Raw genomic sequence first — 14,157 nt, forward strand, 5'->3', positions numbered from 1 at the left:
GTGGAACGCCGTGACCGTGCATTGCCGCTGACGCGGGCGCAGCTGGACATCTGGCTCGCGCAGCAAACGGGTCACTTCGATGTGGCGTGGCAGCTCGGGGTGCTCGTGCGGATCGAGGGCACGGTTGACCGCGGTTTGTTCGAGCGGGCGATGCGTCACGTGGTGGGCGAGGCCGAAAGCATCCGGGCGTGCTTCTTCGAGGTAGACGGCGAAGTCTTCCAGACCGCGATCGAGGACCCCGATGTCGAACTGGCCTTCTACGATGTGAGCGGTTCGCCCGATCCCGAGCGCGAGGTCCGGGAGCGGGCGTCGGCCATCCAACGCACGCCGATGCCGCTCACCGGCCCGATGATCAACTTCTATCTCTTCCAGACGGCGCCCGATGAGTACTACTGGTTCAGCTGCTGCCATCACATCGCCATCGACGGGTTGGGCATCGCGCTGCTTGGCCGCCGGATTGCGGCCGTCTATTCAGCACTTGCCACCGGCGCGGCGATATCGCCGGCCTTCTTCGGCTCGTTGCGTGACCTTGTCGACAGCGAGGCGGAGTATGCGGCTTCCGCCGATTACCTCGCGGACCAAACCTATTGGGCCGAACACCTGCCTTCCGCGAGCGAGCCCGATTATCGGTTGACCCAAACCGCCGGCGAGCGGGACCCCTACGCACCCTCCGCGCCGGTCCAATTGGACTCGTCGGTGGTCGCCCTGATCAAACAGCTGTCCAAAGCACTGGGCATCCGCCGGTCGTCGGTGCTCACCGCTGCGTGCGCGCTGTTGGTGCGCGGGTTCCGCACCGACAATTCCGACGAGGTGGTGCTCGACTTCCCGGTCAGCCGCCGGACGGATCCCGAATCGAAGACGCATCCCGGCATGCTCGCCGGGGTCGTGCCCCTTGTCTTGAACGCGTCGCCGCGCGGGACGGTCGCCGACTTCCTCCAGCAGGTCGACGTGCGCTCGCGAGAAGCGCTGCGGCATCAGCGTTTTCCTGTTCACATGCTTGGCGGCGACGGTGGGTTTCGGGGTGCGCCGCAGGCGTCCAACCGGGTCGTCGTCAACTTCGTTCCGGCCAGACTCACCCTCAGCCTCGCCGGCGTCCCGGCGACCGCCACGTACACCACCTTCGGCCCCGTCGGTCACTTCGGACTGTTCTTCCTCGGCTTCGGGGATCAGCAATTCCTGAGCACCGTCGGTGTCGGGCAACCGTTCTCGAACTTCGATGTCTCGGATTTGGCGGGGCGCCTGCAGCGGGTGTTGGTGGCGATGGCGGCTGATCCTTCGCGGGTGTTGTCGTCGGTGGATCTGCTCGACCTGACCGAGCACGCGCGTCTGGAAGCGGTTGGCAATACGGCGGTTTTGACGGGGCAGGTGGATGCGCCGGTGTCGGTGCCTTCGTTGTTCGCCGCGCAGGTGGCGCGTGCGCCGGGGGCGGTGGCGTTGGTGTGCGCGGGCGTGTCCGTGACCTACCGGGAGCTGGACGAGGCGTCGAACCGGTTGGCGCACCTGTTGGTGGCCCACGGTGCACGCCCGGGACAGACTGTGGCGCTGCTCTTTTCGCGGTCGGCCGAGGCGGTCGCGGCGATGCTGGCGGTGCTCAAGACCGGGGCGGCCTATCTGCCGATCGACCCGGTCTCACCGGATACCCGGATCGAGTTCATGCTCGGTGACGCCACGCCGGTGGTCGCGGTCAGCACCGGTGATCTGGCCAGGCGGTTCGACGGCCACGGTGTGCCTGTCGTCGACGTCAACGATCGGGACCTCGACGCATTGCCCGCTACGGGCCTTGCGCTGCCGGGACCGGACAGTGTGGCGTATGTGATTTATACCTCGGGTACCACGGGTGTGCCCAAAGGTGTTGCGGTGACGCATCGTAACGTGACGCAGTTGATTGGGTCGCTGGAGGCCGGTTTGCCGGTGCCGGGGGTGTGGTCGCATGCGCATTCGCTGGCGTTCGACGTGTCGGTCTGGGAGATTTTTGCCCCGCTGTTGCGCGGTGGGCGGGTGGTGGTCGTCGATGAGGACACCGCGCGTTCGCCTGAGGATCTGCACGCGGTGTTGATCGCTGAGGGCGTGACGGTGTTGACGCAGACGCCGTCGGCGGTGGCGATGCTGGATCCGTCCGGTCTGGACGGGGTGGCGTTGGTGATGGCCGGGGAGGCCTGCCCGCCCGAGGTGGTGGATCGGTGGGCGCCGGGGCGGGTGATGGTCAACGCCTATGGGCCGACCGAGACCACGATGTGCGTGGCGATCAGCGCCCGGCTGGAGGCGGGGTCGGGCGCGCCGCCGATCGGGTCGCCGGTGCCCGGGGCGGCGCTGTTGGTGCTTGATGGCTGGTTGCGGCCGGTACCGGTCGGGGTGGTCGGGGAGCTGTATGTGGCCGGATCCGGCGTCGCCGTGGGATATCTCGGCCGGCCCGGGCTGACCGGGTCGCGGTTTGTGGCCTGCCCGTTCGGCGGGGCCGGAACCCGGATGTATCGCACGGGCGACCTGGCGTGCTGGGGTGCTGATGGGCAGCTGCGTTATCTGGGGCGCGCCGATGAGCAGGTCAAGATCCGCGGGTATCGCATCGAGTTGGGCGAGGTCCAGGCGGCGCTGAGCGCACTCGAGGGTGTGGGTCAGGCGGTGGTGGTGGCCCGCGAGGATCGCCCCGGCGACAAGCGCCTGGTCGGTTATGTCACCGGAGAGGCCGATACCGCTGTGCTTCGCGCTCAGCTGGCGCAGCGGTTGCCGGCGTTCATGGTGCCCGCGGCGATCGTGGGACTGCAGGCCCTGCCGCTGACCGCCAACGGCAAGCTGGACACCCGCGCGCTGCCCACCCCCGAATACGCCGCCGGTGAGTATCGCGCCCCGCAAAACGCAGTCGAAGAAATCCTGGCCACCATCTACGCCGAGGTCCTTGGCGTCGACCGCGTCGGCACCGACGACTCCTTCTTCGAACTCGGCGGCGACAGCATCCTGGCGCTGCAGGTGGTGTCGCGGGCGCGGGCCGCCGGCCTGAGGTGTCGGCCCCGCGACGTCTTCGTCGAGCAGACCGTCGCCCGCCTGGCCCGCGTGGCCGCGGTGATCGGCGGCGAAGCCGAGGTGATCGACGAGGGTATCGGCCCGGTGCAGGCCACCCCGATCATGCGGTGGTTGCACGGCGTGAACGGCCCGAAGGACCAGTTCAACCAGACGATGCTGCTGCAGGCGCCCGCAGGGGTGACCGACGCCGACGTGGCGATTCTGTTGCAGGCCTTGCTGGATCGGCATGCCATGCTGCGGCTGCGCGTCGAGGGCGACGGCGCCGACGGATGGGCGCTGCGGGTACCCGACGCGGGTTCCGTGGACGCGACCGGCTGCCTGCGGCCGGTGGATGTTCTCTCGGACGAGGCGTTGGCGGCGGCCCGGTCGCGGCTCGACCCCGCCGCTGGAACGATGCTCAGCGCGGTGTGGGCCGGCCGCACCGGTCAGCTGGCGTTGACCGTCCACCACCTGGCCGTTGACGGGGTGTCCTGGCGAATCCTGTTGGAGGACTTGAATATCGCGTGGGCGCAGCACCACGGTGGGCAACCGGTGGCGCTGCCCGCAGGCGGGACGTCGTTCGCTCGCTGGGCGTCACTGCTGGACGAGCACGCGCGCCGCCCGGAAGTCATCGAGCAAGCCGGGGCCTGGAAGCGGATCACGGCGACTCCGCCCGCACTGCCGGCGGTCCGCCCCGAGGCCGACACCTACGCCGCCGCCGGGCACCTGTCGGTGTCATTGGACGTCGAGGTCACCCGCACGCTCATCGGCGAGGCCCCGGCGGCGTTTCATGCCGGCGTGCAAGACATTCTGCTGATCGCGTTCGCGCTGGCGTGGACGGAGTTCCTGGGCGGCGAGGCCCCGATCGGCATCGACGTCGAAGGCCACGGCCGCCACGAGGAGCTCGCACCCGACGTGGACCTGTCGCGCACCGTCGGCTGGTTCACCACCAAATACCCGGTGTCCTTGACCGTGGGCGGGATGTCCTGGGCCCAGGTGGAGGCCGGCGAGCCGGAGCTGGGAACGCTGATCAAGGAAGCCAAGGAACAGCTTCGCGCCGTGCCGCACCCGCTGACCTACGGTGCCTTGCGTTACCTCAACGGCGACGCGACGCTGGATGGTGCCGACCCGCCGATCGGGTTCAACTACCTCGGTCGCCTGGTCGCCGGAACCGAGTTGTCCGATGAGCTGTGGCGGCTGCACCCGGAGAGCCTCTCGTTGACCGCGGCCGCCGCGGCGATCCCGATGCCGTTGGCGCACACCGTCGAACTCAACGCGGGCACCGTCGACACCGACTCCGGTCCGCAACTGCAGGCCAATTGGACCTGGGCGCCGTCGGCCCTCGACGAAGCGCAGATCGGTCGGTTGAGCCGACTGTGGTTCGACGCTTTGTCCGGCATCTGTGCGCACGTGCGGGCCGGCGGCGGCGGGCTCACACCGTCGGACATCGCTCCCGCCCGGCTGAGTCAACCGCAGATCGACGAGTTGCAACGGCGATACGACCTTGCCGACATCCTGCCGCTGACCCCGCTGCAGCAGGGCTTGCTCTTCCACTCGAGCACCGCGCAGGGCAGCGACGACATGTATGCGGTGCAACTGGATTTCACGCTCACCGGCCCGCTGGACCCCGACCGCCTGCACGATGCGGTCCACACGGTGATCAACCGGCATCCGCACCTGGCGGCTCGGTTCTACGAACGGTTCGACGAGCCGGTGCAGATCATCCCGGCCCGCCCGGCGGTGGCGTGGCGGTACTTCGATCTCGACACCGAGCGCCGGATCGAAGAGCTCTGCGCCGCCGAACGCGCCGCCGTCGGCGACCTGGCCGGCCAGCCGCCCTTCCGGATCGCGGTGATCCGCACCGGAGAAGACCGGCACCGGCTGGTGCTGACCAACCATCACATCGTGCTCGACGGTTGGTCGCTGCCCATCCTGCTGCGCGAAATCTTCACCAGCTACTACGGCGAACCGCTTCGTGCGGCCGCGCCCTACCGCAGCTTCGTCACCTGGCTGGCCGATCGCGACCTCGACGCCGCCCGCGCGGCCTGGGCCGGGGTCCTCGCCGACTTCGAGACGCCGACGCTCGTCGGCCCGAAGGATCGCCTGGGCCAAGGGCGGCGCGGTGCGGCATCATTCCGGGTAGCCGAGGAGACCACGAGCGCGGTCACCGAACTGGCACGCTCCTGCCACACCACCGTCAGCACCGTCCTGCACGGCGCCTGGGCGTTGCTGCTGACCTCGCTGACCGGTCAGCACGACGTCGTCTTCGGCACCCCGCGGTCTCGCGTGGGCCAGCTGGAAGTGGCCGGCGCGGAATCGATGGTAGGGCTGTTGATCAATACGGTGCCGGTGCGCGCCAACATCGGCGCGACCACCACCACCGCGGACCTGCTGCGCCAGTTGCAGGACACCAACAACGACACGCTTGAACATCAGCACTTGGCGCTCAACGACATTCATCGCCTCACCGGCCACGAGCAGCTCTTCGACACCCTGTTCGTCTACGAGAATTACCCGATCGGGGACGGCATGCAGTTGGGCCCCGACGGGCTGGCCATCGCCGGCTTCACCAACCGCGAATACAACCACTACCCGCTGACGATGGAGGCGCTCCCGGGCCGCGAACTCGGCCTGCACGTCGAGTTCGACGCCGACGTGTTCGACACCGAGAGCGTCGAAGCGCTCGTCGAGCGATTCCAGCGGGTGTTGGTGGCGATGACGTCTGATCCCGGACGGTGCCTGTCCGGGGTGCAGCTGCTCGACCGCGACGAGCGCGACCTGGTGCTGGCGGAGTTGTCCGGCGCCGGTACGGCCGCACCGGTGGGCGTCGCGCCGGACTTGCTGGCGGCGGCCGTCGCGGCCGACCCGGACGCCGTCGCCGTGATCGACGGCGAGCGGCGGCTGTCCTATCTCCAGCTCGACGAATGGTCGACCCGCCTGGCCCGCAAGCTGATCGACGCCGGCGTGGGCCCCGCGCGCGCGGTGGGCGTGGCGATGGATCGCTGCCTCGAGTTGGTGGTCGCGTGGTGGGCGGTGATCAAGGCCGGCGGCGTGCACACGCCGGTGGATCTGGACCACCCGGTCGAGCGGATCACCACAGTGCTCGAAGCCGCGAGGGCGGTCTGCGTATTGACTTGTGCCACCGATGAAGTCGCCGCGGCCGGAACACGCGCGGTACTGCGGATCGACGGGCTGGACCTGTCGGGGGTCAGCGCGGACCCGATCACCGACGCCGATCGGCTGGCCCCACTGGCGGCCCATGACGCCGCCTACGTGATCTTCACCTCGGGGTCGACCGGTGTCCCCAAAGGCGTGGTGGTGGGCCACGGGGGACTGCTGGGATGGGCGGCCGCGCAACGCGAGTCGTGCGGGCTGAGCTCGGACACGCGGGTGCTGATGGTGGCCGCGCCGACCTTCGACGCGTCGGTCGGCGAAATCCTGTTGGCGGCGGTGTCGGGGGCGGCGCTGGCGGTGGCCCCTCCCGGGGTGTACGCCGGGGAGCCGCTGACCACGTTGCTGCAGAGTCAACGCGTCAACGCGGCCTTCCTCACCCCGACGGTGCTGTCGTCGCTGGATCGTTCCCGGCTGCCGGAATTCGACAGATTGATGGTCGGCGGCGAGGCGTGCCCTGCCGAGTTGGTGGCCGCGTGGGCGCCGGGCCGGCGCATGTTCAACGTCTACGGCCCGACCGAAACCACGATCTGGGTCACCACGAGTGCACCCCTGTCGGCCGAGGGGCCGATTCGCATCGGCACCCCGATCCCGGGCGTCTGCGCGATGGTGCTCAACGCCTGGCTGAACCCGGCGCCGATCGGGGTGGTGGGCGAGCTGTATCTGAGCGGGCCCGCGCTGGCGCACGGCTACATGGGGCGCGTGGACCTGACGGCGGAACGGTTCGTGGCCAACCCATTCGGCGATGCCGGGTCGCGCATGTACCGGACCGGCGACCTGGTGCGCTGGACCCGCGACGGCACCCTGGATTTCGTGGGTCGCGCCGACAAACAGATCAAACTGCGCGGCCAGCGCATCGAATTGGGCGAGATCGAGAACACGCTGCTGGCGTGCTCGCACGTCACCCAGGCCGCCGTCACCGTGCGCGACGGCGCCGCCGGCTCTCATCTGGTCGCCTACGTCACCCTCGACCACAACACCAACGCCGATCACGATGTGGAAGACGTCGAAGAGTGGCAACACCTCTACGACGACCTGTACGGCGCCGATCTCGGATCCGGATTCGGCATGGACTTCCGCGGCTGGAACAGCAGCTACACGGGCGAGCCGATCCCCCTCGACGAGATGATCGAATGGCGTGCCGCCACGGTGGATCGGATCATGGCCCTGCGGCCGCGGCGCGTCCTCGAGATCGGCGCGGGTTCGGGATTGCTGCTGTCGCAGATCGCGCCGGAGTGCGATCAATATGTCGCCACCGATTTCTCACCCGTGGCCATCGAAAACCTGGCCCGCTCACTGGAGCAGTTGCAGTTCGGATGGCGGGACCGGGTCGAGCTGCTCACCCAGCCCGCCCACGTCACGGAGCGGTTGCCGCGCGGCCATTTCGACACCGTCATCGTCAACTCGGTCGTCCAGTACTTTCCGAACGCGGGATATCTGGCCGAGGTCATCGACCACGCGATGGAGCTGCTGGCCCCCGGCGGGGCGCTGTTCATCGGTGACGTCCGTAACCACGCACTGCAGGGCGCGTTCCAGACCGGGATAGCCCTGTCCCGTAGTGAAGAAGCCGCCGACGCCGACGAGATCCGCAAGCGGGTCAGCCACGCCATGCTCGGTGAAACCGAATTGCTCTTGGCCCCGGACTTTTTCACCACCTGGGCCGTCAACCGGCCGTCGGCGGGCGGATTGGAGATCCAACTCAAACGCGGCTTTTCCGACAACGAGCTGAACAGGTACCGCTACGACGTCGTCATCTACAAGGCACCCGCACCCGTGCGGTCGGTGGCCACCGCACCCACGTGGTCGTGGACGGAGCGCGCGGGCTTCGATGGACTTCGTGACGACCTGGTGTCGCTGCGTCCTGCCGTCGTCCGCGTCACCGACATCCCCCAGGCCGGAGTGATCGCCGACGTCCGCGTCCAGAGCGCGCTCGCCGCGGGCCTATCCGTCGAGGACGCACTTGCCCAAGCCAATCCCGACGTTGCCGTCGCCGTCGCCGAAGAGCTGCATCGCGTCGGCGACTCCGTCGGCTATCGCGTCGCCGTTACCTGGGGTGCCCAACCCGGCACTCTCAGTGCGGTTTTCGTCGAGGCCGACGACCAGCCTGCCGCAGCCCTGACCGATCTGTACCTGCCGCCGGCGGGAATGCGGCAGCGCACCAGCCACGCCAATGACCCCCGCACCAACACCAAGATCGGTGAAGTGCGCGAGCAGCTGAACGCGTGGTTGCCCGAGTACATGGTGCCGACCCACATCGTGGCGCTCGAGGAATTCCCGATGACCTCCTCGGGCAAGCTCGATCGCAGGGCCCTGCCCGAACCGGAGTACCAGGACGTGGATCGTTACCGCGCCCCGTCCACTCCCGCCGAAGAGATCCTGGTCGGCATCTACGGACGGGTGCTGGGGCTGGAGCGGGTCGGTGTCGACGACTCGTTCTTCGACCTGGGTGGCGACTCGCTGTCGGCGATGCGGCTCATCGCCGCGGTCAACGCGAGCATGAACGCGAACCTCGGGGTGCGGACCGTCTTCGAGGCGCCCACCGTCGCGGAGTTGGTGCTTCTCATCGGTGACGAAGCCAACCGGCCCGAGCCACTGGTGGCGCGGGACCGCCCGGCGGTGATTCCGCTGTCGTTCGCCCAGACCCGGCTGTGGTTCATCGACCAGTTCCAAGGTCCCTCACCGATTTACAACGTCACCGTGGCGTTGCGGCTGCGCGGGTGCCTGAACGCCGACGCGCTCGGGGCGGCGCTGGCCGACGTGGTCGCCCGGCACGAAAGCCTGCGCACGGTGTTTGCAGCCGCCGACGGGATCCCGCAGCAGGTGGTGATTCCCGCCGAGCGGATCGGCTTCGCCTGCGAGGTCATCGACGCCCGCGGGTGGCCGGAAGACCGGCTGCGTGAGCGCATGGCCGCGGCCGCCCGCTACACCTTCGATCTGGCGAGCGAAAGCCCGCTGCACACCGAGCTTTTCACCCTCGGCGAGGATGCGCACATCCTGGTCGTCGCGGTGCACCACATCGCCGCCGACGGCTGGTCGATCACCCCGTTCGCGCGTGACCTCGGGGTGGCGTATGCCAGCCGGTGCGCGGGGCATGCCCCCGACTGGGCGCCGTTGGCGGTGCAGTACGTCGACTACACCCTCTGGCAGCGCGCGCATCTCGGTGACGTCGATGATGCCGACAGCCGTATCTCGGCCCAGCTGAACTTCTGGGCCGACACCCTGGCCGGGTCGCCCGAACGCCTGCAGCTGCCCACCGATCGGCCCTACCCGCAGGTCGCCGACCACCGCGGCGCCCGTCTGGCGGTCGACTGGCCGGCGGAGCTACAGCAGCAGATTCGCCGGGTGGCGCGCGACCACAACGCGACGAGCTTCATGGTGATCCAGGCCGCGTTCGCCGCGCTGCTCTCCAGGATCAGCGCGAGCGATGACGTGGCGGTGGGCTTCCCGATCGCCGGGCGAACCGAGCCGGCGCTCGACGAATTGATCGGCTTCTTCGTCAACACGCTGGTGCTGCGGGTCGACCTGAAAGAGCTAGGCGGGGATCCCACGTTCGCCGACCTGCTTGCGCAGGTGCGACGGCGCAGCCTGGCCGCCTTCGAACACCAGGACGTGCCCTTCGAACTGCTGGTGGAACGGCTCAACCCGACCCGGAGCATGAGCCATCATCCGCTGATCCAGGTGTTGTTGGGCTGGGAGAACTTCCCCGGGGAGGTCACTGCTCCGGCGGGCGGATTGGCCCTGGGCGATCTGCAGGTCACGCCGATGCCCGTCCACACCGACACCGCTCGCATGGATTTGACGTTCTCCCTTGCCGAGCGCTTCACCGAGTCGGGGGCGCGGGCCGGCATTGTCGTGACGGCGGAATACCGCACCGACATCTTCGACGCCAACACGGTCGAGCGGTTGATCGAGCGGTTGCAGCGGCTGTTGACGGCGGTCACCGCCGAACCGGAGCGACGGTTGTCGTCGGTAGACCTGCTCGATGCCGGTGAGCACGCCCGACTGGAGAGGTGGGGCAACAGGGGAGTGCTGACCCGGCCGGCAGTGCCGGTGACGGTTCCGGCGTTGTTCGCCGCGCAGGCGGACCGCACTCCCGATGCGGTGGCGCTGGTCTGCGACGGCACCTCCATGACGTACCGGGAGCTGGACGAGGCGGCCAACCGGCTGGCGCACCTGCTGATCGAGAACGGCGCCCGCCCGGGCGAGCGGGTGGCGCTGCTGTTCTCGCGTTCCGCCGAGGCGATCGTGGCGATCCTGGCCGCGCTCAAGTCCGGGGCCGCCTACCTGCCGATCGACCCGGCGCTGCCGGCGGCCCGGATGGAATTCATGCTCACCGACGCCGCGCCGATCGCCGCGGTCACCACGGCCGCCCTGGCCGACCGGCTGGACGGGTTCGACCTGGCGGTCGTCGACATGAACCACCCCGACCTGGCGGGCCGGCCCGGCACGGCGCCGCCGCCGCCCGCGCCCGACGACCTCGCCCACATCATCTACACGTCCGGCACCACCGGTGTGCCCAAAGGCGTTGCGGTAACCCAGCACAACGTCGCGCAGCTCTTCGACGCCCTGCAGATCGGCATCGCGCTCTCGCCGGATCAGGTGTGGACCCAGTTCCACTCCTACGCCTTCGACTTCTCGGTGTGGGAGATCTGGGGGGCGTTGCTGCACGGTGGGCGCCTGGTGGTGGTGCCCGAGGCGGTGTCCCGCTCGCCCTGGGAATTCCACGCCCTGCTGGTCGGCGAGGGAGTCACCGTGCTCACCCAGACACCGTCCGCCGTCGGGTTGCTCTCGACCGACGGGCTGGACGGGACCGCACTCGTGATCGGCGCGGAGCCCTGCCCGCCCGAGCTGGTGGACCGTTGGGCGCCCGGACGGGTGATGGTGAACGTCTACGGCCCCACCGAAACCACGATGTGGGCGTCCAAGAGCGCGCCGCTGCAAGCGGGTTCGGGCTTCCCGCCGATCGGGTCCCCGGTCACCCGGGCGGCCTTCTTCGTGCTCGACGAATGGCTGCGGCCCGTGCCGGCCGGCGTGGTCGGCGAGCTGTATCTGGCCGGCGACGGCGTCGGCGTCGGGTACTGGCGGCGCTCCGCGTTGACCGCCTCGCGCTTCATGGCATGCCCGTTCGGCGCGCCCGGGACTCGCATGTACCGCACCGGCGACCTGGTGTGCTGGGGTCCCGATGGGCAACTGCGCTACCTGGGCCGCGCCGATGAGCAGGTCAAGATCCGCGGCTACCGCATCGAGCTCGGCGAAATCCAGTCGGCGCTCGGCGCTTTGGACGGGGTGGAGCAGGCGGTGGTCGTCGCCCGCGAGGACCGTCCCGGCGACAAGCGCCTGGTGGGGTACGTCGCGGGGACGGCGGACGCGGGCAGGGCCCGGGCCGCGCTCGCCGAGCGCCTCCCCGCCTACATGGTCCCGGCGGCCGTCGTCGTACTCCCGGCCCTGCCCATGACGGTCAACGGCAAACTCGACACCCGCGCCCTGCCCGCACCCGACTATCGCGACGTCGACAACTACCGCGCCCCTACCACCGCGACCGAGGAAATCCTGGCCGGCATCTACGCCGAGGTGCTCGGCGTCGAACGCGTCGGCGTCGACGACTCGTTCTTCGATCTCGGCGGCGACTCGCTGTCCACGATGCGGCTGATCTCTGCGGTCAACTCGTCGCTGGACACCGACCTCCCGGTGCGCGTCGTGTTCGAGGCGCCGACGGTCACCCAACTGGCGCCCCGCATCGACGAGGGCGCGGGCCGGCTGGCGCCGCTGGTGGCCGGCGAACGCCCGCCGGTGATCCCGTTGTCCTTTGCCCAGAGTCGGTTGTGGTTCATCCAGCAGCTGCAGGGGCCGTCGCCCATCTACAACATGGCCGCCGCGTTGCGGCTGAGCGGGCGCCTCGATGCCGACGCGCTGCGGGCGGCCCTGGCCGATGTGGTGGGGCGCCACGAAAGCCTGCGCACCCGATTCCCCGCCCGCGGCGGAACGCCCGAGCAGGTGGTGGTCCCGGCCGAGGACGTCGACTTCGGCTGGGACGTCGTCGATTCCACCGGATGGGCGGACGGCGAACTGGACCGGGCCATCGAAGCGGCGACCCGCTACACGTTCGATCTTGCCTCCGAAACCCCACTGCGCGCACGGCTTTTCGCCCTCGGTGAGCGGGAACATCTGTTGGTGATCGTGGTGCACCACATCGCCGCGGACGGGTTGTCGCTCACGCCGCTGGCCGCCGACCTCGGTGTGGCGTACGCCAGCCGGTCCGCGGGGCAGGTGCCGGGCTGGGCCGACCTTCCCGTGCAGTACGTCGACTACACGCTGTGGCAGCGCGCGCAATTCGGCGAACTCGACGACAGCGACAGCGCGATCGCGGCCCAGCTGTCCTACTGGCAGGACGCCCTGGCGGGCATGCCCGAACGGTTGCAGCTGCCCACCGACCGGCCCTACCCGCCGGTCGCCGATCAGCGCGGCTCCAGCGTGGTCGTCGACTGGCCGGCGGAGCTGCAGCAGCAGGTGCGCCGGGTGGCCCGCGAGCACAACGCGACCACCTTCATGGTGGTGCAGGCAGCGCTCGCGGTGTTGCTGTCCAAGCTCAGCGCGAGTTCGGATGTGGCGGTGGGATTCCCGATCGCCGGGCGCCGCGACCGCGCGCTCGACCAGCTCGTGGGTTTCTTCGTCAACACGCTGGTGCTGCGGGTCGACCTGGCCGGCGACCCCAGCTTCACCGAACTGTTGGCGCGGGTTCAACAACGCAGCCTGGCGGCCTTCGAGAACCAGGACGTGCCGTTCGAGCTGCTGGTGGAGCGGCTGAACCCGGCCCGAAGCCTGACCCACCACCCGCTGGTGCAGGTGATGCTGGCCTGGCAGAACTTCGCCGGAAACGACGATCCCGCCTCCGGTCTGACGCTGGGCGAGCTCGAGGTCACCTCCATGCCGGTCGACACCGACTCGGCCCGAATGGATTTGGTGTTCTCCCTGGCCGAGCGCTGGAACGAGACGGGCGAGGCCGCGGGGATCGCCGGCCGGGTGGAATTCCGCACCGACGTGTTCGACGCGCGGAGCATCGAGACGCTGATCGAACGCCTGCAGCGGGTGTTGGTGGCGATGGCGGGTGATCCTTCGCGGGTGTTGTCGTCGGTGGATCTGCTCGACCTGACCGAGCACGCGCGTCTGGAAGAGCTTGGCAATACGGCGGTTTTGACGGGGCAGGTGGATGCGCCGGTGTCGGTGCCTTCGTTGTTCGCCGCGCAGGTGGCGCGTGCGCCGGGGGCGGTGGCGCTGGTGTGCGCGGGCGTGTCCGTGACCTACCGGGAGCTGGACGAGGCGTCGAACCGGTTGGCGCACCTGTTGGTGGCCCACGGTGCACGCCCGGGACAGACTGTGGCGCTGCTCTTTTCGCGGTCGGCCGAGGCGGTCGCGGCGATGCTGGCGGTGCTCAAGACCGGGGCGGCCTATCTGCCGATCGACCCGGTCTCACCGGATACCCGGATCGAGTTCATGCTCGGTGACGCCACGCCGGTGGTCGCGGTCAGCACCGGTGATCTGGCCAGGCGGTTCGACGGCCACGGTGTGCCTGTCGTCGACGTCAACGATCGGGACCTCGACGCATTGCCCGCTACGGGCCTTGCGCTGCCGGGACCGGACAGTGTGGCGTATGTGATTTATACCTCGGGTACTACGGGTGTGCCCAAAGGTGTTGCGGTGACGCATCGTAACGTGACGCAGTTGATTGGGTCGCTGGCGGCCGGTTTGCCGGTGCCGGGGGTGTGGTCGCATGCGCATTCGCTGGCGTTCGACGTGTCGGTCTGGGAGATTTTCGCCCCGCTGTTGCGCGGTGGGCGGGTGGTGGTCGTCGATGAGGACACCGCGCGTGCGCCTGAGGATCTGCACGCGGTGTTGATCGCTGAGGGCGTGACGGTGTTGACGCAGACGCCGTCGGCGGTGGCGATGCTGGATCCGTCCGGTCTGGACGGGGTGGCGTTGGTGATGGCCGGG

At 69.2% G+C, this 14,157-nt stretch carries 1 protein-coding gene (only partly in view); it reads left to right on the plus strand.

Annotation, left to right across the window (positions count from 1 at the left end):
* Window positions 1–14,157: part of a non-ribosomal peptide synthetase coding region (locus A5692_RS21695; protein WP_068059653.1), annotated on the plus strand (this coding region is incomplete at its 3' end). The annotated region continues 14,699 nt past the right edge of the window; the window shows 14,157 of its 28,856 annotated nt.

Source organism: Mycobacterium sp. E342 (assembly GCF_001667665.1).
Taxonomy (GTDB): Bacteria; Actinomycetota; Actinomycetes; order Mycobacteriales; family Mycobacteriaceae; genus Mycobacterium.